Source organism: Terrabacter terrae (genome assembly GCF_039529575.1).
GTDB lineage: Bacteria > Actinomycetota > Actinomycetes > Actinomycetales > Dermatophilaceae > Terrabacter > Terrabacter terrae.
The window spans coordinates 18,030-43,360 of the sequence record NZ_BAAANB010000003.1 but is presented as its reverse complement, the minus strand read 5'-3'; the positions used below and the strand labels follow the sequence as shown (position 1 = coordinate 43,360).

Here is a 25,331-nt window from a genome sequence, read left to right as displayed (position 1 = left end):
CCACCGGAACACCTGCCGCGACACCCGTGCTCGACACGCCGGGGACTGTCCTCGGCGAGGCTTAGACTCATCCACGATGTCGACCGAAGCCGCCCCGAGAAACGACCAGAACTTCGTGCACCTCCACGTGCACACGGAGTACTCCATGCTCGACGGGGCGGCCCGCATCGGCGACCTCTTCAGCGAGGCTGCCCGGATGGGCATGCCGGCCCTGGCCACCACCGACCACGGCTACGTCTTCGGCGCCTACGAGTTCTGGAAGAAGGCACAGGGCACCGGCGTCAAGCCGATCATCGGCGTCGAGGCCTACATCACGCCCGGCACGCACCGCAGCGACCGCACCAAGGTCAGCTGGGGTGACGGCGGCCGTGACGACGTGTCGGGCAGTGGCGCCTACACCCACATGACGATGCTCGCGAGCAACAACGAGGGCATGCACAACCTGTTCCGGATGAGCTCGATCGCGAGCCTGGACCAGGTCTACACGAAGTGGCCGCGCATCGACCGCGACCTGCTCTCGACCTACGGCAAGGGCCTGATCGTCACCACCGGGTGCCCCTCGAGCGAGATCCAGACCAAGCTGCGCTTCGGCATGTACGACGAGGCCCGCGAGGTCGCCGCCGAGCTGCGCGACATCTTCGGCAACGAGAACGTCTTCGTCGAGCTGATGGACCACGGCCTCGACATCGAGCGGCGCACCCAGAAGGACCTCATCCGCCTCGCGCGCGACCTCAAGCTGCCGCTCGTGGCGACCAACGACCTGCACTACACCCGCGCCGAGGACGCCAAGGCCCACGCGGCCCTGCTCTGCGTGCAGTCCGGCTCGACCCTCATGGACCCCAACCGGTTCAAGTTCGACGCCGACGACTTCTACCTCAAGTCCGCCCAGGAGATGCGCCACCTGTGGCGCGAGCTGCCCGAGGCGTGCGACAACACCCTCCTGATCGCCGAGCGGTGCGAGGTCTCCTTCACCGAGGGGGAGGGGCGCTACATGCCGCGCTTCCCCTGCCCCGAGGGCGAGGACGAGACCTCGTGGTTCATCAAGGAGGTCGAGACCGGCCTGCAGCGCCGCTTCCCCGAGGGGGTGCCGGACTACGCCCGCAAGCAGGCGGCCTTCGAGGAGGAGGTCATCGTCTCCAAGGGCTACCCCGGCTACTTCCTCGTCGTCGCCGACTTCATCAACTGGGCCAAGCGCAACGGCATCCGCGTGGGCCCCGGCCGAGGCTCCGGTGCCGGCTCGATGTGCGCCTACGCGATGGGGATCACCGACCTCGACCCGATCCCGCACGGCCTGATCTTCGAGCGCTTCCTCAACCCCGAGCGCATGTCCATGCCCGACTTCGACGTCGACTTCGACGAGCGCCGTCGTGGCGAGGTCATCCGCTACGTCACCGAGAAGTACGGCGAGGAGCGCGTCGCGCAGATCGTCACCTACGGCACCATCAAGGCCAAGCAGGCACTCAAGGACGCGAGCCGGGTGCTCGGCCATCCGTTCTCGATGGGCGAGAAGCTCACCAAGGCCATGCCACCCGACGTCATGGGCAAGGGCATGCCGCTCGCCGACGTCTTCAAGCCCGAGTCCAAGCGCTACAACGAGGCCGTCGACTTCCGGGCCGTGCACGACGAGGACCCGCAGGCCCAGGAGGTCGTGGCGACGGCCCTGGGTCTCGAGGGCCTGAAGCGTCAGTGGGGAGTGCACGCCGCCGGCGTCATCATGAGCAGCGAGCCGCTTGTCGACGTCATCCCGATCATGCGCCGCCTCCAGGACGGCCAGATCATCACGCAGTTCGACTACCCCAGCTGCGAGAACCTGGGCCTGGTCAAGATGGACTTCCTGGGGCTGCGCAACCTCACGATCCTCGACGACGCCATCGAGAACATCAAGCTCAACCGCGACGAGGACATCGACCTCGACGCCCTGTCCAAGGACATGACCGACAAGGCCACCTACGAGCTGCTCGGCCGGGGCGACACGCTCGGCGTCTTCCAGCTCGACGGCGGCGGCATGCGGGCGCTGCTGCGCCTGATGCAGCCCGACAACTTCGAGGACATCTCCGCCGCCCTCGCGCTCTACCGACCCGGCCCCATGGGCGTCAACGCCCACACCAACTTCGCGCTGCGCAAGAACGGCAAGCAGGAGGTCATCCCGCTCGACCCTCAGCTCAAGGGCAAGCTGCAGCCGGAGATGGTCGAGGCACTCGACCCGATCCTGAAGATGACCTACGGCCTGGTCATCTACCAGGAGCAGGTCATGGAGATCGCCCAGAAGCTCGCCGGCTACACCCTCGGCAACGCCGACCTGCTGCGCCGCGCCATGGGCAAGAAGAAGAAGGAGGTGCTCGACGCCGAGTACGTCCCCTTCTCCGAGGGCATGAAGGCCAACGGCTTCAACGAGGCCTCGATCGCCGCCCTGTGGGGCGTCCTCGTCCCGTTCTCCGACTACGCGTTCAACAAGGCGCACACGGCGGCATACGGCCTCGTCTCGTACTGGACCGGCTACCTCAAGGCCAACTACCCGGCCGAGTACATGGCGGCGCTGCTCACCAGCGTGCGCGACGACAAGGACAAGTCGGCGCTCTACCTCAACGAGTGCCGGCACATGGGCATCAAGGTGCTGCCGCCCGACGTCAACGAGTCGATCGCCAACTTCGCGGCTGTCGGCACCGACATCCGCTTCGGCCTGGCCGCCATCCGCAACGTCGGGCTGCCGGTGGTCCAGGCGATCGTCAAGGCCCGCGAGGAGAAGGGCGCCTTCGCGTCCTTCAAGGACTTCCTCTCGAAGGTGCCGGCCGTCGTCTGCAACAAGCGCACCATCGAGTCGCTCATCAAGGGTGGCGCCTTCGACTCCCTCGGCGAGTCCCGCCGCGGCATGGTCGAGGTCCACGAGCGCTACATCGACGCGCTGATCGAGGTCAAGAAGCAGGAGGCCATCGGGCAGGACAGCCTCTTCGCCAGCTTCGGCGACGACAACGCGTCCGGGGACGGTCAGGACGGCCCTGGGGCCTTCGACGGGCTGCCGCCGGTGCCGACGATGGAGTGGGAGAAGGCGACGCTGCTCTCCTTCGAGCGCGAGATGCTCGGCCTCTACGTCAGCGACCACCCGCTCTTCGGCATCGAGCACATCCTCGCCACGCACGCCGACACCTCCATCGCCGCACTGATGGGCGATGACCCCAAGCCCGACGGCACCCCGGTCACGGTGGCCGGGCTGATCACGAGCCTGCAGCTCAAGCGCACGAAGAAGGGCGACCTGTGGGCCATCGCGACGGTCGAGGACCTCGACGGCGCGGTCGAGTGCCTCTTCTTCCCGTCGGCCTACATGACGTACTCCACGATGCTCGCCCAGGACACCGTGTGCGCCGTCAAGGGCCGCGTCAGCGCGCGTGACGACTCGATCTCTATCTTCGCGCAGGAGCTGACGATCCCCGACATCAAGGAGGGCCCGCGCGGGCCGGTCGTACTCACGCTGCCGCTCGGGCGAGCGACCCCAGCCGTGGCCGAGAGCCTCAAGCGGGTGCTCGGTGAGCACCCCGGGGCCACCGAGGTGCAGGTCAAGCTGACCCAGCCCGGACGCTCGGTCCTGATGTCGCTCGACGACTCGCTGCGGGTCACCGCGACCTCCGCCCTGTTCGGTGACCTGAAGGCGCTCCTCGGTCCCGCCTGCCTGAGCTGAGGCCGCGGTGATGCGCGACAGCGACCGGCGGCGGCTGCGCCGGGCGCGGATGGCCGCCCTCGGCCTCACTCCACCGCTCGGCGGCACCAGCCGCGCCGCGCCGAAGTCCGCGCTCGAGGTCACGCAGGAGCTCGGCGCCCTGCAGGCCCAGGACTACGCCAGCGGCGCGTGGTCGCTCGGCGTCCGCTCGGGGCTCACCCTCGAGCAGGTGGAACAGGCCGTCGTGGACCGGCAGGTCGTACGCACGTGGCCGATGCGCGGCACGATCCACTGGGTCCCCGCCGAGGACGCGCGCTGGATGTGCGAGCTGCTCGCGGCGCCGCGAAGCACCACGCTCGCGACCCGGTTCGCGCAGCTCGCCATCACCGCCGCCGACGTCGAGCGCTCCGGACAGGTCTTCGAGGAGCACCTGCGCGTGCCGAGGAGCCGCCCCGACGTCGCAGCGCTGCTGGTCGAGCACGGCATCGACCCGGCCGGGCAGCGCAAATACCACCTCATCGGCTACCACTGCATGAGCGGCCTGATCTGCCAGGGGCCGCTGATCGGCAAGCAGCCGAGCTTCGTGCTCATCGACGCGTGGGTCCCGCGGTCGCGGCAGCCCTCGCGGGAGGAAGGGCTGGCGACGGTCGCCGAGCGCTACGTCCGCAGCCACGGACCCGTGACGGAGAGGGACCTCGCCGGCTGGCTGCTCAAGCCCCTGTCGCTGACCCGTGAGGCGCTGGCCCTGGTCGACGACCGCCTGGTGCGTGAGACCGTCGACGACGAGGTGTGGCTCACCCACGTCGACGCCCGCCCCGTCCCCGACCTGCCCGGTGGGGTGCACCTCCTCCCGCAGTGGGACGAGTTCCTCCTCGGCTACAAGTCGCGCGACGTGACGCTGCCGCCCGAGCACTTCGCCAAGGTGGTGCCCGGACGCAACATGGTCTTCAAGCCGACGCTGGTGGTGGACGGGCAGGTCGCCGGCACCTGGCGGCGCGTCTCGAAGTCGGCGCACGTCCGCGTCGAGGTGCAGCCCTTCGCCGAGCTCTCCGCCCGACGGTGGCGAGAGGTCCAACGCGCGGCGGAGGCCTACGCCACCTTCCTCGGCGTCGAGGCACAGGTCGTACGCGCGGCGCCGGGTCTCCCGTCCGGGGACGGGAGCGCCTGAGTGGCCAGGGGAGCCATCCCGCCCTCGCCCCTGCCGCCTCGCCACGGCGTCGATGCCCAGCGCTTCCGTATGCCGCAGGACGGGTCGTGGACGTACCTGCGGGACCACCTCGTCGAGCGGCTCTCGCCGGGGGTCCCGTCGTGGGAGGTCGACCGCATGCTGCGGGCGGGGGAGTTCGTCGACGCATCCGGCACCCCGCTGCAGGCCGACGCGCCGTTCGTGCCGCAGGCAGCCGTGTGGGCCCACCGCGACCTGCCCGAGGAGGTCGTGCACCCCGAACCGCCCGTCGTGCTGCACCGGGACGAGCGGATCGTCGTCGTCGACAAGCCCCACGACATGGCGACGATGCCCCGGGGGAGGCACGTCGTGCAGAGCGCCCTCGCCCGCACCCGCGTCCTCACCGGGCTGGACCGGCTGGCGCCGGCGCACCGTCTCGACCGCCCCACGGCCGGCGTCCTGATGCTCACGGTCGAGCAGCGGTGGCGGGGGCCCTACCAGCGCGTCTTCGCCGATGGCCTCGCGCACAAGGAGTACCTCGCCGTGGCACCGGTCCTGCCGAGGCTCGCGCTGCCCCTGGTGCGTCGCACGCATCTCGTCAAGGACCACGGCACGCACCAGGCCCGGGAGGTCGAGGACGCCGACCCCAACGCCGAGACGCTGGTGGAGCTGCTCGAGACGGCGCCGGGAGCGGACAGCGACGGGAAGGAACTCGGCCTCTACCGGCTCACGCCGCGGACGGGCCGGACCCACCAGCTGCGGTGCCAGCTGAACGGCCTGGGCATCCCGATCGTCGGCGACCCGCTCTACCCGGTCGAGCAGGACGTGCCGCTCGGCTTCGACGCGCCCCTGCAGCTGCTCGCCGCCGTCCTCGCCTTCGACGACCCGGTCGACGGGACGCCGCGCCGGTTCGTCAGCCGACGCAGGCTGGCGGCTTGGCCCGGCGCCTGGCCCCTTGGCTGAGCGGGCGATCTCATGCGGCCGGGCGATTCGCACCGAATGTCCGCGCAGTTCTTCCTCAGGCGTCGTTCATGCTGCGTTCAGCGTCGCGTGCTCGCCTCGACGCGCGGACGTCGGGGGTCCGGTCTAGGGTGACGCGCAGACCGAGCGGAGGAGCCGGTCCCAGGGAGGAAATTCATGCGTCAGTCTCGTCCTGCCCTGCGTCGGGTAGCCGCGGTCACCACCGCTGCGCTCGCCGTGGGCATCACCCCCTTCGTCGTGGCCGCACCGGCCTCGGCGGCGGCCCCGACGGAGCTGTTCTTCAGCGAGTACGTCGAGGGCTCGAGCAACAACAAGGCGCTCGAGATCTACAACGGCACGGGGTCCACGGTGGACCTGTCGGCCTACAGCATCGCCATCTCGTTCAACGGCGGCACGTCCAACGGCACCATCCCGCTGAGCGGCAGCGTCGCCAGCGGCGACGTCTTCGTGCTCGCTGCGAGCTCGGCCTCGACCGCACTGGTCGCGCTGGCCGACCAGACCACCACCGCATCGCTCTTCAACGGGGACGACGCGATCACCCTGCGCAAGGGCACCACCGCCGTCGACGTCATCGGCCAAATCGGCACCGACCCCGGCACCGAATGGGGCACCGGCCTGACCTCGACCGCCGACAACACGCTGCGTCGCAAGACGTCGGTCACCGCGGGTGACCCGAACGGCGCCGACGCCTTCGACCCTGCCGTGCAGTGGGACGGCTACGCCGTCGACACCTTCGACGGCCTCGGCAGCCACACGGTCGACGGCGGTCCCGCCGCCGACGTGGCCCCGAGTGTGACGGCCACGACCCCGGCCGACGGCGCCTCCAGCGTGGCCGTCGACGCCAGCCCCACCGTGACGTTCTCGGAGCCCGTCGACGCCGCCCCCGGCGCCTTCTCGCTCGCCTGTTCCCTCTCGGGTGCCAAGAGCCTGACCGTCACGGGTGGCCCCGCCACCTTCACACTCGACCCCTCCGCCGACTTCGCCCTCGGTGACGCCTGCACCCTGACCGTGTCGGCGTCGGCGGTCACCGACCAGGACGCCGTCGACCCGCCCGACACGCTCGCGTCCGACGTCGTCGTGCGCTTCTCGGTGCCGGCGAGCAACCCGTGCGAGGCCGACACGACGTCGATCCCCGCGATTCAGGGCCGCGGCGACATGGCTGCGGTGACCGGCAGCGTCACGACCCGCGGCGTCGTCGTCGGCGACTACGAGGGCCCGTCCCCGGCGCTGCGCGGCTTCTTCATCCAGGACCCCACCGGTGACGGCGACGCCGCCACCTCCGACGGCATCTTCGTCTTCGAGGGCAGCAACGCCGACAGCGTGAAGCTCGGCGACGTCGTCACCGTGACGGGCAACGTCGGCGAGAACCAGGACCAGACGCAGGTCAGCGCCGGCCGCATCACCGTCTGTGGCACCGGCACGGTCGCCCCGACCGATGTCCGCTTCCCGGTGGCGAGCCCGACGGCCCTCGAGCGCTACGAGGGCATGCTCGTCACGCTCCCGCAGGACATGTCGGTGACCGAGCACTACCAGCTCGGCCGCTTCGGCCAGGTCACGCTCGCCCAGGGTGGCCGTCTCGAGCAGCCGACCAACGTCGTGGCCCCCGGCGCCCCGGCGGCTGCGCTCCAGGCGGCCAACGACCTGCGCAAGATCATCCTCGACGACACGACGCAGGCGCAGAACGTCGACCCGATCGCATTCGGGCGCGGTGGGCAGCCGCTGTCGGCGTCCAACACCCTGCGCGGTGGCGACACCGTCACCGACCTGACCGGTGTGCTGACGTACACCTGGGGCGGCAACTCGGCCAGCGCCAACGCCTACCGCATCCGCCCCGTCAGCCCGCGGGCGACGGTCGACTTCCAGCCCACCAACCCCCGCCCGTCCAGCCCTCCGGCTGTCGGCGGCCGCACCCGCGTCGTGGGGATGAACCTGCTCAACTTCTTCACCACCCTCGACACCACCGGCAACAACTGCCGTGGTGGCCTCACCGGTGACGTGATGGACTGCCGCGGCGCCAACACCGCGGCCGAGTTCGACCGTCAGTGGCACAAGACGGTCACCGCCGTCTCCGGGACCGGTGCCGACGTCGTCGCCTTCATGGAGATGGAGAACGACGGCTACGGCCCCGGGAGCGCGGAGCAGTTCCTCGTGGGCAAGCTCAACGAGCAGGACGGCGCAGGGACCTGGGCATTCATCGACGCCGACGCACGCACCGGCCAGACCGACGCGCTGGGCAACGACGCCATCAAGGTGGGCATGCTCTACAAGCCCGCGGAGATGACGCCGGTCGGCACCACCGCTGCGCTCAACTCCGTCGACTTCGTCAACGGTGGCGACCCCGCCCCGCGCAACCGCCCGTCGCTCGCGCAGGCCTTCCGCGACAACACCACCGGCGGCACGTTCGTGGCCGTCGCCGACCACCTCAAGAGCAAGGGGAGCGCGTGCACCGTGCCCGACGCCGGCGACGGCCAGGGCAACTGCAACGCCGTCCGGGTTCGCTCGGCGCAGCTCCTCGCCGACTGGCTGGCCGGCGACCCGACGGGCACCGGTGACCCCGACGTGCTCATCCTCGGCGACATGAACTCCTACGCCAAGGAGGACCCGATCACCACGCTCGGCAAGGCCGGCTACGCCAACCTGATCGAGCAGCGCAACGGGCGTGAGGCGTACTCGTACGCGTTCGACGGGCAGTGGGGCTACCTCGACCACGCACTCGGGTCGGCGTCCATCAGCAGCCAGGTGACGGGGGTCGGCGACTGGCACGTCAACTCCGACGAGCCCGCCATCCTCGACTACAACACCGAGTTCAAGACGCCGTCGCAGGTGATGAGCCTCTACGCGCCGGACCAGTTCCGCATCTCCGACCACGACCCCGTGGTCGTCGGCCTGGACCTGACCAACGCCGCGCCGGAGGTCGACACGGTCACCGGCCCGTCGTCGGCCGTCTCGGTCGGTGACCCGGTGGCGGTGGACGCGACGTTCACCGACGCGGACACGCTCGACGCCCACACGGCGTCGGTGCAGTGGGGTGACGGGTCGACGTCGGTCGCCACCGTGAGCGGCGGCGCCGTGAGCGGCCGCCACGTCTACTCGGCGGCGGGCGTCTACACCGTCACGGTGACCGTGACCGACCAGTGGGGCCACACCGGCACCGGCACCACGACCGTCGTCGTCTACGACCGCGGCGCCGGGTTCCTCACCGGCGGTGGCTGGTTCGTCTCGCCGAAGGGTGCCGTGGCCGGCTCGCCGTCCTCCAGCGGCAAGGCGGAGTTCAGCCTCTCGGCCAAGTACACGAGCGGGGCCAGCCGTCCCGAGGGTGCGCTGACCCTCGTGACGCCGGGGCTGGCTCTGGCCTCCACGGGGCTCGACTGGCTCGTCGTCACCGGTGACACCGCCCGTCTCGCGGGCCCGGCGACCGTCGGCGGGGTGTCCGGGTACCGCTTCGAGGCGACGGCCACCGACGCTGCGACGGACACTCTGCGCCTCGTCGTGCGCGACGCGTCCGGTGCCCTCGTCTACGACAGCGGCACCCAGCGGGTCCAGGGACAGGTCAAGCTGCACTGAGCCTTCCCGAGCCTTCCTGAGCCACAGCAGGCGCCGGAGCCCGGTGGGTGATCACCCACCGGGCTCCGGACCCGTTCGCGTGCGGGTCCGTAGAGTGTGCGGAATGCAGCAACCCCCCACCGCGCGCCGCGACCCCGTCGTCCGCGAGCACCACGGCGACCGCTTCGAGGACCCCTACGCCTGGATGGCCGACCGGGAGTCACCCGAGCTGCGTGAGCTGCTCGTCGGCGAGAACGCGTACGCCACCGAGCGCACCGAGCACCTGCGCCCCCTGGCGGAGCAGGTTTTCGAGGAGTTCCGCTCCCGCATCGAGGAGACCGACCTGTCGGTGCCGGTGCGCCACGACCGCTGGTGGTACTACTCACGCACGGTCGAGGGAGAGCAGTACGCCGTCGAGGCACGGGTCGCGATCGCCGACCACCCGGAGCGCCCGACCCTGGACGCCGGCCGCCCTCCCGCGGGCGAGCAGGTCCTGCTCGACCAGAACGAGGAGGGCCGCGACCACGAGTTCTTCGCCGTCGGTGCGAGCGAGGTCTCGCCGTCCGGCGACCTGCTCGCGTATGCCGTCGACGTCGTCGGCGACGAGCGCTACGACGTGCGCGTGCGCCGGATCGAGGACGGCGCCGTGCTCGACGACGCCGTGCGCCGCACCGGCGGGTCGCTGGCCTGGTCCCTCGACGCCCGGCACTTCTTCTACACCCGCGTCGACGAGGCGTGGCGGCCCTTCCAGGTGTGGCGCCACGAGGTCGGCGCGCCGGTCGAGGACGACGTCCTCGTCCACGAGGAGGCCGACGAGCGCTTCTTCGTCGGCGTGGGCACCTCGCGCGACGACCGGCTCGTCCTGATCGCGATCGGCTCCAAGACGACGAGCGAGTTCCGCCTGCTCGACGCCGCCGACCCGCTCGGCACGCCGCGGGTGGTGGCCGAACGGCGCCAGGGTGTCGAGTACGACATCGAGCCGTTCGGCGACCAGCTCCTTGTCGTGCACAACGCCAACCGGGTCAACTTCGAGCTGGCGATCGCGCCGGTGACGAGCACCACGGCCGAGGACTGGGTGCCGCTGGAGGTCACGAGCGACGACGAGTACGTCACCGGCGCAGAGGGATTCGACGACTTCATCGCCGTGTCCCTCCGTCGCGAGGGAGTCACGGGCATCCGCGTCGTCCTGCGCGACCCCGCGTGTGCGAACGGCCTGGGCGAGGCCCACGACGTCGTCGTGGGCGAGCCCATCGGCACCCTCCACGTCGGCGTCAACCCGGAGGCGAGCACCCCGACGCTGCAGGTCGTCCACGAGTCCCTCGTGACGCCGCGCACGGTCGAGGACTACGACGTGCGCACACGCTCCTTGACCCTGCTCAAGCAGCAGCGCGTCCGCGGCGACGTCGACCTCGGACGCTACCGGCAGCGGCGTGAGTGGGCGACAGCCGCCGACGGCACCCGCATCCCCATCTCGGTCGTGCACCGGCACGACGTGCAGGCGGACGGGACGGCGCCGGGGCTGCTGAACGCCTACGGTGCCTACGGGATCTCCAGCGACCCGTGGTTCTCGGTGCTGCGCCTCTCGCTCCTCGACCGCGGCTGGGTCTTCGCCATCGCCCACGTCCGCGGCGGCTCGGAGATGGGCCGGTCCTGGTACGACGACGGCAAGCTGGCGGCCAAGCCCAACACCTTCACCGACTTCGTCGCGTGCGCCGACCACCTCGTCGAGAGCGGCATCGTGGCCGCCGACCGGCTTGCGGCAGAAGGCGGCTCGGCAGGTGGACTGCTCATGGGTGCGGTGGTCAACCTGGCTCCACAGCGCTTCCGCTTCGTGCACGCGCAGGTGCCCTTCGTCGACGCCCTGACGACGGTGCTCGACCCGAGCCTGCCGCTCACCGTGGTCGAGTGGGAGGAGTGGGGCAACCCGCTCGAGGACCCGACGGCATACGCCCTCATGAAGTCCTATGCCCCGTACGAGAACGTGCAGCCGGCGCGGCACCCCAGCCTGCTGGTCACGGCCGGGCTCGACGACACCCGGGTGTTCGTCACCGAGCCGGCCAAGTGGGTCGCCGCCCTGCGGCACGCCGACCAGCAGGTCGAGGACCCTGCCCAGATCCTGTTCCGCACCGAGATGGCGGCCGGGCACGGTGGACGCTCCGGCCGCTACGACCTGTGGCGCCAGTGGGCCTGGGAGACGGCCGTCCTCATCGACCAGACGTCGTGAGCACGGTCGTCGCCCAGCTGTTCGCCGGTCAGGAGCCGTAGATCGCGGTGACCCACTCGGGGTGGTCGATGAACGGGTTCCGGTTGTGCTGCCAGGTGTCGTAGATGACCTGGTTGCGCCGCTTCTCGAAGGCGTCGGGCGGGTCCTGCAGGTTCCACTGCTTGAGCACGGAGAGCTTGCCGAGGTACGGGGCGGTCCCGTTGGCGACCGAGCTGTTCGGCTCGAGGTCGGCGAAGCCGTCACCGCCGTCCCAGCGGACCGCCATGTAGAAGATCATCCGGGCCACGTCGCCCTTGACGGCGTCGCGCGGCTGGAACGAGTCGCTGTCGCTCAGGCAGCCGGTGCACTGCGCCACCGCCGAGCCGCCGTTGTCGAAGTCGAGGTTGCCGCGGGTGCTGTTGACGGTCACGTCCTCGGGGCGCAGGTGGTGCACGTCGGTGCCGGGCCCGTTGACGGTGCCGAAGTCGCCGTGGCTCTTGGCCCAGACATGCTCGCGGTTCCACTGGTCCACGCCGCCGCCGTTGTCGGACTTGGCGATCGAGCGACCGGAGTAGACCTCGATGACGTTGCCCGCGTTGTTCGGGTCCTGGTCGGTGTCCCCGAGGGCGGTCCAGACCTGGTCGTAGGTCAGGGTCGTGACGCCGCTGGAGATGATCCGGTGCAGCTCGGTGTGCAGTGCCGAGCCGGTCTTGCCGATGGCCGACGCGTAGTACGTCGAGTCGTAGGGGCTCGTCGTGCTGGTCGGGACGGGGGTCGTCCTCGTGCTCGTCGTCGGCAGGGGCGTGGTCGTCGGGGTGCCGCTGAAGGCGAAGGCCGTCGTTGCGGTCATGCCCGGGTGGGAGAAGTACGCCGACAGCGAGCCGGTGACGTCGACCTGGCGCCCCATGAGTGACGGGTTGGTCTTCAGGCCCCACGACGACCGGAACGCCGAGGGGATCTGGACGTAGAGCATCCGGCTCGTCGACGTCTCGGACGCCGAGTCCGCGATGGCGAGTGCGTAGTCGTTGGGGAAGCCCGAGCGCACGACGGTGCTGGTGGCGGTGGGCTGGCCGACCACGTGGCCGCGGACGGTGGCGCTCTGGCCGGTCTGCGAGCCGATGGCCTGGGAGACGGTGAGGGGCGCCGCCGCGGTTACGGCCTGCGCGGTGGCGGCGTGGGGGAGGGTCAGTGCGGTGGCCGGCGAGCCGGCGGCCGAGCTGAGGGCGAGGCTCGGTGGCACGAGGGCGACGGCGAGGCCGGTGACGACGGCTGCGAGGCGACGTCTTGGGATGACGACGGGCACGGGTTCTCCTGTCCCAAAGGGGTGTCCGGTGTCGCCGGACTCTCGCCGCCCGGTGGGTGGGGCGGCTCCCCGAGCGTGGCGCACCACGACTGGACGCAGGGTCAGCCGTTGGTCTGACCTTCGTCTGGCCGGGTTCAGGATTCGGCAGGGCCACCCGCTCGGCTCCGCCCGCTGAGACCGCGGTCCGCGGCACACGGCGCGCCTCCTAGACTGGTGACCCATGATGTCCTCCCTCGACCTGCGCGGCCGCACGCTCGACGTGCGCTTCCTGCGCCGGGAACTGCCCCGAGCCGAGTTCGACGTCACGGCCGCCCTCGAGCAGGTGCGACCGATCTGCGAGGACGTCGAGCATCGCGGTGCCGCGGCGCTGCGCGAGCTCGGTGAGCGCTTCGACGGCGTCCGGCCGACGCACCTGCGGGTTCCGCGCGCCGTGCTCCGCTCCGCCCTCGAGCAGCTCGACCCCGACCTGCGCGCCGCGCTCGAGGAGTCGATCCGGCGTGCCCGGCTCGTGCACGCCGACCAGCGTCGCACCGACACGACGACCGAGGTCGTCCCCGGCGGCACCGTCGTCGAGCGCTGGGTTCCCGTCGACCGGGTCGGGCTCTACGTCCCCGGTGGCCTGGCCGTCTACCCGAGCAGCGTCATCATGAACGTCGTCCCGGCCCAGCTCGCCGAGGTCGGCTCGCTGGCCGTCGCCTCGCCGCCGCAGCGCGAGAACACCGGCGAGTTCGCCGGCTACCCCAACCCCACCATCCTCGCCGCGTGCGAGCTCCTCGGCGTCGACGAGGTGTATGCCGTCGGCGGCGCCCAGGCGGTCGCCATGTTCGCGCACGGTTTCGTCGACGCCGACCCGCAGTGGGGTGAGGTCGACGGAGCGCCTGTCGTCTGCGACCCCGTCTCCCTCGTGACCGGCCCCGGCAACATCTGGGTCGTCGCCGCGAAGCGCCTGCTCAAGGGCCTCATCGGCATCGACGCCGAGGCGGGCCCGACCGAGATCGCGATCCTCGCCGACGAGTCGGCCGACCCCGACCACGTCGCCGCCGACCTCGTCAGCCAGGCCGAGCACGACCCACTGGCCGCGTCGGTCCTCGTCACGGACAGCACCGAGCTGGCCGAGCGCACGCAGCAGGCCCTGACGCGTCGCGTCGCGGCCACGAAGCACTCGGAGCGCGTCACGGACGCCCTCGAGGGCACCCAGTCGCGCATCGTCCTCGTCGACGACGTCGACGCCGGCCTCGACGTCGTCAACGCGTATGCCGCCGAGCACCTCGAGATCCAGACCCGTGAGGCCGCCGCGGTGGCCGCGCGGGTACGCAACGCCGGCGCCGTCTTCGTCGGCCCCCACAGCCCGGTCAGCCTCGGCGACTACGCCGCGGGCTCCAACCACGTGCTCCCGACCGCCGGGTGCGCCTCCCACTCGAGCGGGCTGTCCGTGCAGTCGTTCCTGCGGGGGATCCACGTCGTCACCTACGACGAGCCGGCCCTGCGCGAGATCGCCCGCCACGTCGTGACGCTCGCGCAGGCCGAGGACCTCCCGGCGCACGGCGAGGCCGTCACCGCCCGCTTCGGCGACGAGGTGCCCCGGTGAGCGGGGGAGACACGAGCGCATCGGCCGGTTCGGCAGCCCCCGCGGCCCCCGCCACCTCTGCTTCCGAGGAGGTCCAGCGGCTGCTGCGTCCCGACCTGCGCGGCCGCACGCCCTACGGCGCCCCGCAGCTCGACGTGCCGGTGCGGCTCAACACCAACGAGAACTCCTACCCCGTGCCGCAGGTGGTCGTCGACGCGGTCCTCGCGGCGCTCGCCGACGACGTGGCGTCGCTCAACCGCTACCCCGACCGCGAGTTCACCGACCTGCGCAAGGCGCTGACGGCATACCTCGAGAAGCAGTCGGGCGTGTCGGTGACGCCGGAGCAGGTGTGGGCCGGCAACGGGTCCAACGAGGTGCTCTCGCACGTCGTGCAGGCCTTCGGCGGCCCCGGGCGCACTGCGCTCGGGTTCACGCCGAGCTATTCGATGCACCCGATCATCAGCGAGACTCACGGCATGACGTGGGTGGACGGGCTCCGCTCTGCTGCAACGGAACCCGATGCGTTCGACCTGACGCCCGAGTCGGCCGCCGCCCAGGCGCGCGAGCACGACCCGTCAGTCGTCTTCCTCTGCTCGCCCAACAACCCGACCGGCACGGCTCTGCCGTTCGAGGTGATCGGTGCCGTGCTCGAGGCAGCGCCGGACGCGATCGTCGTCGTCGACGAGGCGTATGCCGAGTTCGCCCGCCCCGGAACCAGGTCCGCCCTGACGCTCGTCGCCGAGCACCCCCGGCTCGTGGTCACGCGCACGATGAGCAAGGCCTTCGCGTTCGCCGGCGGGCGCCTCGGCTACCTCGTGGCCGCCCCGGAGCTCGTCGACGCCCTTCGACTGGTGCGGCTGCCCTACCACCTGAGCAGCCCGACGCAGACGATCGCCCGGGTCGCCCTCGAGCACGCCGAGGTCATGCTCGGCACCGTCGAGGTCATCAAGCACCAGCGCGACCGCATCGTCGAGCGCCTCGCCGTGCTGGGCGCGTGCCCGGTCGCGAGCGACAGCAACTTCGTCCTCTTCGGCGGACTGCGCGACGAGAAGGCGACGTGGCAGGCGCTGCTCGACGAGGGCGTGCTCGTCCGCGACATGGGCATCGCCCACCACCTGCGTGTCACTGCCGGCGACCCCGACGAGACGACCGCCTTCCTCGAGGCCATGACCCGCCTCGCCCCCACCCACGTCGAGCGTGAGGACCGCCAGGCATGACGGAGACCAGCCCCGCCGCGAGCAGCGGCAGCCGCACTGCGAAGATCACCCGGGCGACGTCCGAGTCCTCCGTCGAGCTGTGGCTCGACCTCGACGGGACCGGCCGGTCCGAGGTCTCCACGGGCGTGCCGTTCTACGACCACATGCTCCACTCGCTGAGCAAGCACTCGCTCATCGACCTCACCGTCAAGGCGACGGGCGACGTCGACGTGGACGTGCACCACACGGTCGAGGACACGGCGATCGTGCTGGGCCAGGCCCTCCGAGAGGCGCTCGGCGACAAGTCCGGCATCTCCCGCTTCGGCGACGCCACGGTTCCGCTCGACGAGGCGCTGTGCCACGCGGTCGTCGACGTCGCCGGTCGTCCGTACGTCGTGCACGAGGGCGAGCCCGAGGGGCAGCAGTACGCCCTCATCGGTGGCCACTTCACCGGCTCCATGACGCGCCACGTGCTCGAGTCCCTCGCCTACAACGCCGGGCTCTGCCTGCACGTGCGCGTGCTCGCCGGCCGCGACCCGCACCACATCGTCGAGGCGCAGTTCAAGGCCGTCGCCCGCGCCCTGCGGGCGGCCGTGGCGCCCGACCCCCGCGTCGTCGGCATCCCCAGCGCCAAGGGCGCCCTGTGACCGTGCAGGTGCGCCGGTGAGCGCCGACGTCGTCGTCCTCGACTACGGCAGTGGCAACGTCCGCTCCGCCGTGCGCGCGCTCGAGCGCGTCGGGGCCGACGTGACACTGACGTCGGACCCGGTCCGGGCGCTGGAGTGCGAGGGCCTCTTCGTGCCCGGGGTCGGCAACTTCCACGCCTGCATGGCCGGCCTCGCCGCCGCCCACGGCCCCCGAATCATCGGCCGGCGCATCAGCGGCGGTCGGTCCGTGCTCGGCATCTGCGTCGGCATGCAGGTGCTCTTCGACGGCTCGACCGAGGCTTCCGAACACCCCCTCGACGGTCTCGCCGAGTGGCCCGGCACCGTCGAACGGCTGCCGGCCGACGTCGTCCCCCACATGGGGTGGTCCGAGGTGCGGGCTCCCGAGGGCTCCAGCCTGTTCGCGGGCGTGGAGCGCGAGCGCTTCTACTTCGTCCACTCGTATGCCGTCCAGGCTTGGACGCTCGAGGCCACCGGCGCCTTCGCCCGGGTCGCACCCCGGGTCACGTGGGCCCATCACGGTGCCGACTTCGTCGCAGCCGTCGAGAACGGCCCGCTGAGCGCCACCCAGTTCCACCCCGAGAAGTCCGGCGAGGCGGGGCTGCACCTGCTGGAGAACTGGGTCCGCAGCCTCTGACCAGACCCGCCACGTCTGCTCGTGCGCGCTCGGTCCGTCGATGAGTGGTGCACCATTCACCGACGCCTCCGTTCCCGTACGAAGAGACCAGGCCGACCCCACTCGTGTCCGCTCATGTCACGGACCGGGCGGCCCCGGCGAACGGTGCTCACGGCATACTCGGGGGCCAGACCACGACCACCGAGGAGCACGCGCCGCATGACCCAGCCGATCGACCAGCCCCGCCTCGAGCTGCTGCCAGCCGTCGACATCTCGGGAGGCCGCGCCGTCCAGCTGGTGCAGGGCGTGGCCGGCAGCGGCGGCGAGTTCGGCGACCCGTGGGAGGCCGCCTCGCGCTGGCAGGAGCAGGGCGCCGAGTGGATCCACCTCGTCGACCTCGACGCCGCCTTCGGCCGCGGGAGCAACCGCGAGCTCATCGCGTCGATCGTCGTCCGGCTCGACCTGCAGGTCGAGCTCTCCGGCGGCATCCGCGACACCGAGTCCCTCGAGGCGGCCCTCGCCACGGGCTGCCGCCGGGTCAACATCGGCACGGCCGCCCTCGAGGACCCCGAGTGGACGGCCTCGATCATCGCCGAGCACGGCGACCGGGTCGCGATCGGCCTCGACGTCCGCGGCACGACGCTCGCCGCCCGCGGCTGGACCCGTGAGGGCGGCGACCTCTGGGAGACCCTCGCCAGACTCGACGCCGAGGGCTGCGCCCGTTACGTCGTCACCGACGTCAACAAGGACGGCATGCTCCAGGGCCCCAACGTCTCCCTGCTGCGGGAGGTGTGCGCCCGCACCGAGCGCCCCGTCGTGGCGAGCGGGGGCGTGTCCACCCTCGAGGACATCGCCACGATCCGCGAGTTGGTCGGCGAGGGCGTCGAGGGCGCCATCGTCGGCTCGGCGCTCTACCGGGGCGCCTTCACGCTGCCCGAGGCGCTCGACGTCGCGGGCCGGCCCGCGGCATGAGCCCTGGGACGCCGGGACACCGCGACGAGCAGGGCCGGCCGGCCGACTCGGCCGGGCAGGCGTGGGAGGGCAAGTCGATCCCGTCCCACGGCTTCTCCGGCGACACGGGGGAGGCCGACCCCGCGCTCGTCGCGGCACTGGTCACCGCCAGGTCCCAGCCCGGGCCCGAGGCCGAGGTCGCCGTCTTGGAGCGGGTCGCGCAGGCGCGGTGGCTCGTGCCGGTCGTGGCGGTTGCGACCGAGATCGACGAGTCGGGCCCGCACGCCGCCGACACGCGCAGCGACATGGCGGCCGTGACGCTGACCTCGCCCGACGGTTCGCGCGCACTGCCCATGTTCACCGCGCTCGAGTCCCTCGCGGCGTGGGACCCAACGGCGCGACCGGTCCCCGTCCGGGCGGCCGCGGCGGCGCAGGCCGCGATCGGTGAGGAGTGCCAGGTGCTCATCGTCGACGTCGCCTCCCCGCACGCCATGGTGTTGCGGCCGAGCATGCTGTGGGCGCTCGCCCAGGAGCGCAGGTGGCAGCCGAGCCACAGGGACGCCCACGTGGCGGAGGCCGTGCGCCGCGCCATCGAACCCGAGCCCCACGTCACCGCCCACCGGCTGGAGCCCGGCGAGCCGGCCGGGGCAGGGGTGCTGCGCGTCGTCCTGGCGCTCGAACCCGGCCTCGACGCCGAGCAGGTGGGCGTCGTCGCCACCCGGATCGGGGAGCGGATCGCGACCGACGGCGAGACCCGTGCGAGGATCGATGCTCTGACGTTCGCGCTCGAAGCGGCGCGCTGAGCACACCACCCGCGGAGGTGCCGCACGTGGACACCACACGACCGACGACGCAGGAGCGCGGCCCCGACCTGCCGCCGAGCCCACAGACGCCGTCCAGCCCGCCTGCCGCGCTCCCGGCGTCGGCCTCCTCGCCGCCCGCCGGGTCCGTGCCCTCCGCGGAGGACGGCTCAGCGGAGCACCGGGCCGGACGCGCACGCCGCGGTGCCGGTGGCCCTCTCGGTTTCATCGTCGACCCCGCCGTCGACGCCCGCCGACGGCGCGACCTGCGCCGGATGCGGCTGGTCGCCACCGGCCTCCTCGTCTTCGCCGCGGTCGTCTACGTGCTCACCCGCGGGCACGAGAACGGCGTGCTCGGCTTCGTCAACGCCGGCGCGGAAGCCTCGATGGTCGGCGCGTGCGCCGACTGGTTCGCCGTGACGGCGCTCTTCAGGCACCCGCTCGGCCTGCCCATCCCGCACACGGCGCTGATTCCGCGCAAGAAGGAGATGATCGGCCGCAGCCTCGAGGAGTTCGTCAGCGAGAACTTCATGCGCGAGGACATCATCCGCGAGCGGGTCCTCGACGCCGAACCCACGCGGCGCGCCTCCGAGTGGGCCCTCGTGCCCGGGCACGCCAAGCGCCTCGTGGACGAGGTCGCCACGGTCACCGTCCACGCGCTGCACCGCATCCCCGACGAGGACGTCCGTGCCGTCATCGAGCACGCCCTGCTGCCACGCCTGGCGCAGGAGCCGGTCAGCTCGCTGGCGGGCGGGCTGCTCGACCAGGTCGTGCGCGACGAGGCGCACGTCGGCCTCGTCGACCTCGCGCTGGACGAGATGCGCGTGTGGCTGGTCGACAACGAGGACCTCTTCGAGTCGCTCATCACCCAGCGGGCCCCAGCCTGGGTGCCCGACGCCGTCAACGACCTCGTCGCCCGCAAGATCCACGTCGAGGCGCTCAAGTGGCTCGCCGACATCCGCAACGACCCGCGCCACGACGTGCGTCTCGCGCTCGACAAGCTGCTCGTAGACCTCGCCCACGACCTCCAGCACGACCCGGTGACCCAGGCCAAGGCCGAGCGGCTCAAGGAGCGACTGCTGTCCCACCCCCAGGTCGCGGACACCGCCATGTCGCTGTGGGCGTCGCTACGCGCCGTCGTGATCTCCGCCCTCGAGGACGAGCAGGGGCCGGTCCGCACCCGCGCGGTCAAGGAGGTGACGGCGCTCGCCGAGCGGCTGCTGGCCGACGCCGCCCTGCGCGACCGCATCGACCGCCGCATCTGCGACGCCACCGTCTACGCCGTGGAGCGTTACGGCACCGAGCTGACGCGCGTCATCAGCGACACCGTGGACCGCTGGGACGGCAAGGAGACCGCCGAGCGCGTCGAGCTGCAGGTGGGCCGCGACCTGCAGTTCATCCGCATCAACGGCACGCTGGTGGGCGGCCTCATCGGCATGCTCATCCACGCCGTCTCGATCCTCCTGCCCTCCTGACCCGGGGCGCGGCGCGACCCAGCCCTCCGGGTCTCGGGTCGGCTAGCGTCGGGGCGTATGTCGCCCAGACCTGCCGACGCTCCGGACGTCATCGACGCTGCGCTCCTCGACGAGGCTCTGGTGGGCCGCCTGCTCGCCGAGCAGTTCACGCAGTGGGCCGACCTGCCGGTCCGCCGTGTGGTCGACGGTGGCAACGACCACCGGATGTTCCGTCTCGGTGAGACCCTGAGCGTGCGACTGCCCAGCGCTGCCGGCTACGTGCCGCAGGTCGAGAAGGAACAGACGTGGCTCCCGCGACTGGCGATGCAGCTCCCACTGCCGATCCCGCAGGTGCGCGGTGCGGGGAGAGCCTCGTCCGCGTTCCCGGCTCCGTGGTCCGTCTACGGTTGGATCGCCGGCACCCCGGCCAGCCCGAAGGACGTCCGCAACGAGCAGCGGTTCGCGTCCGACCTCGCAGGCTTCCTCGTCGCTCTGCGTTCGGCCGACCCGAGCGACGCGCCCGGCCCCGGCCCCCACAGTGCCTTCCGGGGCGGCCCGCCCGAGCACTGGGACGAGGAGATGCACGACCTCGTGCACCGGGTGTCAGGACGGGAGCGCGAGCTGGCGCGTGCCATCTGGAGCGACGCCCTGGACGCGCGGTTCGACGGCACGCCCGCGTGGGTGCACGGCGACGTCGCCATCGCGAACCTGCTGGTGGGCCGGGACGGCCGGTTGTCCGCGGTGATCGACTTCGGGTGCTCGGCCGTGGGCGATCCGGCGTGCGACACGGTGATCCGCTGGACCCAGCTCCGCGGGCGTGCACGCCGGACCTTCGTCCAGGAGCTCGGAGTGGACGACGCGACGTGGGCACGCGGACGCGGCTGGGCGCTGTGGAAGGGCCTGATCATGCTCACCAACGAACCGCCCGGCCAGGCGCAGTTCGCCCGGCACGTGCTCGACGAGGTGTTCGCCGGGGGGTGATCACCTCACCCCGCCTGCGCCGCACCGCGGTCAGGCGCGTCCGTCGAGCCGCTCGGTGATCTCGCGCAGGGTCTGGTGCAGGTCGAGCAGCTCCTGCCGCGACAGCCCGCTCAGGTCGGCGATGCGGCGTGGCAGGTCGCCGAGCGCATCGAGCCGCTCGCGCCCACCCGCCGTGAGAGAGGCGACCACGCGTCGCTCGTCCTCGGGGTCGCGCGCACGCCCGACCAGACCGGCGCCCTCCATCCGCTTGAGCAGGGGGGAGAGAGTCCCCGAGTCGAGGTGCATCAGCTCACCGAGCCGCCCGACCGTGAGCGGACCGTGCTCGCCGACCGTCATCAGGGCGATGTACTGCGGGTATGAGAGGCCGTGCTGGGAGAGCAGGTCACGGTAGACGGCGTCGAACGCGCGCACGGTCGTGTGCATCGCGTAGCAGACCTGGCGCTCGAGGCTGAGGTCGGCGGTGGGGTCGGCCGGCGCGTTGGACGGGCTCATGGCTCCAGCGTACTATCCAATTGCGCGCAATTGAATTGTTGCCAATCAGAGGAGCTGCATGACCACCACGACCCAGACCGCGTCCTACGTCGCCTCCGCGACCGCCTCCGGGCGCGAGGGCCGCGCTGTCACCTCCGACGGGCGCCTCGACGTCGCGCTGGCCGCACCGCGCGAGCTCGGCGGCAGCGGCGAGGGTACCAACCCGGAGCAGCTCCTCGCCGCGGGGTATGCCGCCTGCTTCGCGAGCGCTCTCGGGCTCGTCGCCCGGCGGCGCCGGGTGGAGGACTTCGACGTGGCGGTCACCGCCGACGTCAGCCTGTCCGGCTCCTCCAGCACGGGCTTCGGGCTCGGCGTCGTCCTGCACGTCGAGCTGCCGGAGCACCTCGACCCCCAGGTGGGGCGTGAGCTCGTCGACACCGCCCACCAGGTGTGCCCGTACTCCAACGCGACCCGAGGCAACATCCCGGTCGAGATCGTCGTCGACTGATTCCCGCCCGCATCGCCTGACACCCCCTGACCCCCCGACACCCCAGGAGAACCATGACCAACCCCCGCGAGGTCCAGCTCAAGAGCCGCCCGGTCGGCTGGCCCACCCACGAGGACTTCGAGCTCGTCGAGAGCGCCCCCGTCGACCTCGCCGACGGCCAGGTCCGCGTCCGCAACGAGGTCATGTCGGTCGACCCCTACATGCGTGGCCGCATGAGCGACGCCAAGTCCTACGCCGAGCCGTATGCGCTGGGCGAGGCCATGCACGGCGGCGCGGTCGGCGTCGTCACCGAGTCCCGCGCCGACGGCGTCGCCGTCGGCGCCCGCGTCCTCCACGGTCTCGGCTGGCGCGAGGAGGCCGTCCTCGACGCCTCGGGGGTGCGCGTCGTCGACACGTCCGTGGCGCCGGCGTCCGCCTACCTCGGCGTGCTCGGCATGACCGGGCTGACGGCATACGCCGGCCTGACCCGCGTCGCGGGGCTCAAGGAGGGCGACGTCGTGTTCGTCTCGGGCGCCGCGGGCGCCGTCGGCAGCGTCGCCGGCCAGGTCGCCAAGGCGCTCGGCGCCAGCAAGGTCGTCGGCAGCGCGGGCTCGCAGGAGAAGGTCGACCACCTGCTGAACGACCTGGGCTTCGACGCCGCGTTCAACTACAAGGACGGTCGCGTCTCCGACCTGCTGCGCGGGGCCGCGCCCGACGGCATCGACGTCTACTTCGACAACGTCGGCGGCGACCACCTCGAGGCCGCGATCGGCTCCCTCCGTCTCGGCGGGCGCATCGCCATCTGCGGCGCCATCTCGGTCTACAACGCCACCGAACCGGCTCCCGGTCCGCGCAACCTGGCCCGCCTGATCCAGACGCGGGGCACGATCACCGGCTTCCTCGTCGGCGACCACTGGGACCTCGCCGGGGAGTACGCCCAGCGGGCGGCCGGCTGGATCGCCGACGGGACGCTGGCCTCCCGCGAGACGTTCGTCGACGGCATCGACCACGCCGTCGACGCCTTCCTCGGCGTCCTGCGCGGCGAGAACGTCGGCAAGATGGTCGTCCGGCTCTGAGCCGACGAGCCTGACGTCGTCAGGAGCTCGATGAGGGGCGGGTGCCGTGGCACCCGCCCGTCGTCGTCGCGGCCGCGTCAGCCCTCTCAGCCGCCCAGCAGCTCCTTGGCCTTGTCGGCGGGCAGCAGGTCGTGGCGCAGCGGCTCGCGCACGAACGAGCCGGTGCCGTGCGAGACCGACCGCAGGTCGATGGGGTAGCGGGACAGCTCCGCCTGCGGCACCTCGGCGTGCACGACCGTCCACCCTCCCTCGGGTCCCATCCCGTCGGCCGGCTCGGTGCCGAGCACCTGTCCGCGCCGCCCCCGAAGGTCCGACATGACGGCACCGAGGTAGTCGTCGGCGATCGTGATGTCGACCCGGTCGATCGGCTCGAGCAGCGCCATCGTGGACTCGTTGGCCGCCTCCTTGAGGGCGAGCGCGGCTGCGGTCTGGAACGCGACGTCGGAGGAGTCGACCGAGTGCGCCTTGCCGTCCGTCAGCGTCACGCGAACGTCGACGACGGGGTGCCCCGTCAGCAGCCCCTTCTCGAGCTGCGCCCGAGCGCCCTTCTCCACGGAGGGGATGAACTGCCGCGGTACCGACCCACCGACGACCTTGTCGACGAATTCGAAGCCGGCCCCGCGGGGGAGCGGCTCGATCTCGATCGAGCAGACGGCATACTGCCCGTGCCCGCCGGACTGCTTGACGTGCCGGCCCTGCACCGAGCAGCGGCGCACGAAGGTCTCGCGCAGCGCCGTCCGGTAGGGCTCGGCGGTCACCGTCACGCCGTAGCGGTCGGCCAGCTGCGCGATGACGTGGTCGACGTGGGCCTGGCCCATCGCCCAGAGCACCACTTGGTCCGTCTCGCCGGCGTGCTCCATCCGCATCGTGACGTCCTCGGCCACGAGGCGCTGCAGGGCGCCGGCCAGCTTGTCCTCGTCGGACTTCGTCGCCGCGCGGATGGCCACGGGCAGCTGGGGCTCGGGGAGCAGCCAGGGTGCGACGACGGCAGGTCGGTCGGGCGAGGAGAGCGTGTCCGAGGTCTCTGCGCGTGAGAGCTTCGACACGAGCACGACGTCGCCGGCGACCGCGGTACCCCGGGGTCGGTGCTGGTCCTGGAACGGCGAGGCCAGCGGGCCGACGCGCTCGTCGTCGTCGTGAGCGGGGTGGCCCTCCACCTCGCGACCGACGAAGTCGCCGAGGTGGCCCGAGACGTGCACCGTCTCGTCGACGCGCAGGGTGCCGGAGAAGACGCGCACGAGCGAGAGCCGCCCGACGTAGGGGTCGGTCGTCGTGCGCACGACCTCCGCGACGAGCGGCTGCGACGGGTCGCACGCGACGCCCTTGACGGTCCCGCCCACGGGCGACGTGACGGTCGGCAGCGGGTGGACCGTCGGGTCGGGGAAGGCCCGCTCGACCATCCCGAGGAGCGCCTCGATCCCGACACCGGTGAGCGGCGAGACCGGGACGATCGGGAAGAACGTGCCCTGGCAGATGGCGGTTCGGAGGTCGGCGAGCAGTGCGTCCGTGTCGAGCGGCTCACCCTCGAGGTAGCGGTCGAGCAGCGTCGCGTCCTCCGACTCCTCGATGACCGACTCGATCAGGGCCGCACGCGCCTCCTCGTGCTCGGCGGAGGTCTCGCCGGTGAGGAGCCCGACGACGTCGGTGACGGCGCCGTCCTCGACGACGGGCCACAGGGTGGCGCGGGCGTCGCCGAAGGTGCGCCGGCAGGCCTCCACCGTCGCGGCGAAGTCCGCGCGGGGCTGGTCCAGATGCGTCACGACCACGGCGCGCGGCATCCCCACCGCCGAGCACTCGCGCCACAGCAGGGACACCGGACGGTCGATGCCGTCGGCGCCCGAGACGACGAAGACGGCCGCGTCGGCCGCTCGGAGCCCCGCCCGCAGGTCCCCGATGAAGTCGGGATAGCCAGGGGTGTCGAGGAGGTTGACGGTGACGCCGCCTGACTCGAAGGAGGCGGCCGTCAGGGTGGTGGTGCGCACGTGCTCGGTGGTTCCGGTGCGCTGGCCCGGCACCCGCGCCGCGACGAGCGCCTCGAAGAGTGCCGTCTTGCCGGCCCCGCCGGGTCCGACCAGCACGACGTTGCGGATGACCTGCGGCGAGGCGGGGTTGGGAGCCGCAGGGAGGTCTGGTCTGCCGGTTGCTCGCGCCATACCACCACCTTTCTCCTGTTGCGCACCCCTCACAAGGACTTTGGCTATGCCGGCCGCCCGGGTCGTC

At 71.8% G+C, this 25,331-nt stretch carries 18 protein-coding genes; 15 read left to right on the top strand and 3 right to left on the bottom strand.

Annotated elements, in window-relative coordinates:
* Positions 1–76: 76 nt before the first annotated feature.
* The 5 genes from dnaE to ABD194_RS05580 all read left to right on the top strand — a co-directional run bounded on the left by dnaE (position 77) and on the right by ABD194_RS05580 (position 11,565).
* Entirely contained in the window at positions 77–3,673 is a 3,597-nt protein-coding gene (gene dnaE / locus ABD194_RS05600) for a DNA polymerase III subunit alpha (protein ID WP_343988892.1), read from the top strand.
* Positions 3,674–3,683: 10 nt separating this feature from the next.
* Positions 3,684–4,820, top strand: a complete 1,137-nt coding sequence (locus ABD194_RS05595; RefSeq protein ID WP_343988890.1) for a winged helix DNA-binding domain-containing protein — start codon at positions 3,684–3,686, stop codon at positions 4,818–4,820.
* Complete coding sequence (locus tag ABD194_RS05590) at positions 4,821–5,780, top strand: pseudouridine synthase (RefSeq protein WP_343988888.1); 960 nt, start codon at positions 4,821–4,823, stop codon at positions 5,778–5,780.
* Between the two features lie 174 nt (positions 5,781–5,954).
* Positions 5,955–9,362, top strand: a complete 3,408-nt coding sequence (locus tag ABD194_RS05585) for an ExeM/NucH family extracellular endonuclease (protein WP_343988886.1) — start codon at positions 5,955–5,957, stop codon at positions 9,360–9,362.
* Positions 9,363–9,465: 103 nt separating this feature from the next.
* Entirely contained in the window at positions 9,466–11,565 is a 2,100-nt protein-coding gene (locus ABD194_RS05580; RefSeq protein WP_343988883.1) for a S9 family peptidase, read from the top strand.
* A 28-nt stretch (positions 11,566–11,593) separates the two neighbouring features.
* Here the strand turns inward: ABD194_RS05580 and ABD194_RS05575 are convergent, their stop codons facing one another.
* The gene (locus tag ABD194_RS05575) at positions 11,594–12,847 is read right to left on the bottom strand and encodes an endonuclease (protein WP_343988881.1); all 1,254 of its coding nucleotides are present in this window, start codon (positions 12,845–12,847) and stop codon (positions 11,594–11,596) included.
* Positions 12,848–13,067: 220 nt separating this feature from the next.
* Between ABD194_RS05575 and hisD the strand changes: the two genes are divergently transcribed.
* From hisD to ABD194_RS05535, 8 genes are all read left to right on the top strand, one after another.
* Positions 13,068–14,435, top strand: coding sequence for a histidinol dehydrogenase (hisD, locus tag ABD194_RS05570; protein ID WP_343988879.1), 1,368 nt, complete (start codon positions 13,068–13,070; stop codon positions 14,433–14,435).
* 80 nt (positions 14,436–14,515) lie between these two features.
* A complete protein-coding gene (locus ABD194_RS05565; protein WP_343989627.1) occupies positions 14,516–15,631 on the top strand; it encodes a histidinol-phosphate transaminase in 1,116 nt (371 codons plus the stop codon).
* Positions 15,628–16,257, top strand: coding sequence for an imidazoleglycerol-phosphate dehydratase HisB (hisB, locus tag ABD194_RS05560; RefSeq protein WP_343988877.1), 630 nt, complete (start codon positions 15,628–15,630; stop codon positions 16,255–16,257). The genes ABD194_RS05565 and hisB overlap by 4 nt, the downstream gene beginning before the upstream one ends.
* 16 nt (positions 16,258–16,273) lie before the next feature.
* On the top strand, positions 16,274–16,912 hold the full coding sequence (gene hisH / locus ABD194_RS05555) for an imidazole glycerol phosphate synthase subunit HisH (RefSeq protein ID WP_343988875.1): 639 nt from the start codon (positions 16,274–16,276) through the stop codon (positions 16,910–16,912).
* 198 nt (positions 16,913–17,110) lie between these two features.
* The gene (priA, locus tag ABD194_RS05550) at positions 17,111–17,863 is read left to right on the top strand and encodes a bifunctional 1-(5-phosphoribosyl)-5-((5-phosphoribosylamino)methylideneamino)imidazole-4-carboxamide isomerase/phosphoribosylanthranilate isomerase PriA (RefSeq protein WP_343988873.1); all 753 of its coding nucleotides are present in this window, start codon (positions 17,111–17,113) and stop codon (positions 17,861–17,863) included.
* Positions 17,860–18,645 (top strand): SseB family protein, encoded by a 786-nt coding sequence (locus ABD194_RS05545; RefSeq protein WP_343988871.1) that lies wholly within the window; start codon positions 17,860–17,862, stop codon positions 18,643–18,645. Before priA ends, ABD194_RS05545 begins: the two co-directional genes overlap by 4 nt.
* A 26-nt stretch (positions 18,646–18,671) precedes the next feature.
* The gene (locus tag ABD194_RS05540) at positions 18,672–20,117 is read left to right on the top strand and encodes a DUF445 domain-containing protein (RefSeq protein ID WP_343988869.1); all 1,446 of its coding nucleotides are present in this window, start codon (positions 18,672–18,674) and stop codon (positions 20,115–20,117) included.
* Positions 20,118–20,174: 57 nt separating this feature from the next.
* Positions 20,175–21,077 carry an aminoglycoside phosphotransferase family protein gene (locus ABD194_RS05535; protein WP_343988867.1) on the top strand — a complete coding sequence of 301 codons (903 nt, stop codon included), beginning with the start codon at positions 20,175–20,177 and terminating at the stop codon, positions 21,075–21,077.
* A gap of 30 nt (positions 21,078–21,107) precedes the next feature.
* On the opposite strand, the gene ABD194_RS05530 is transcribed toward ABD194_RS05535, so the two are convergent.
* Positions 21,108–21,569: a MarR family winged helix-turn-helix transcriptional regulator gene (locus tag ABD194_RS05530; RefSeq protein ID WP_343988865.1), complete on the bottom strand. Its 462-nt coding sequence runs from the start codon at positions 21,567–21,569 to the stop codon at positions 21,108–21,110.
* A gap of 58 nt (positions 21,570–21,627) precedes the next feature.
* On the opposite strand from ABD194_RS05530, the gene ABD194_RS05525 reads away from it, so the two are divergent.
* Positions 21,628–22,056, top strand: coding sequence for an organic hydroperoxide resistance protein (locus ABD194_RS05525; RefSeq protein WP_343988863.1), 429 nt, complete (start codon positions 21,628–21,630; stop codon positions 22,054–22,056).
* Between the two features lie 53 nt (positions 22,057–22,109).
* Positions 22,110–23,111: an NADP-dependent oxidoreductase gene (locus tag ABD194_RS05520; protein WP_343988861.1), complete on the top strand. Its 1,002-nt coding sequence runs from the start codon at positions 22,110–22,112 to the stop codon at positions 23,109–23,111.
* Between the two features lie 86 nt (positions 23,112–23,197).
* On the opposite strand, the gene ABD194_RS05515 is transcribed toward ABD194_RS05520, so the two are convergent.
* Complete coding sequence (locus ABD194_RS05515; RefSeq protein WP_343988859.1) at positions 23,198–25,264, bottom strand: elongation factor G-like protein EF-G2; 2,067 nt, start codon at positions 25,262–25,264, stop codon at positions 23,198–23,200.
* Positions 25,265–25,331 lie beyond the last annotated feature (67 nt).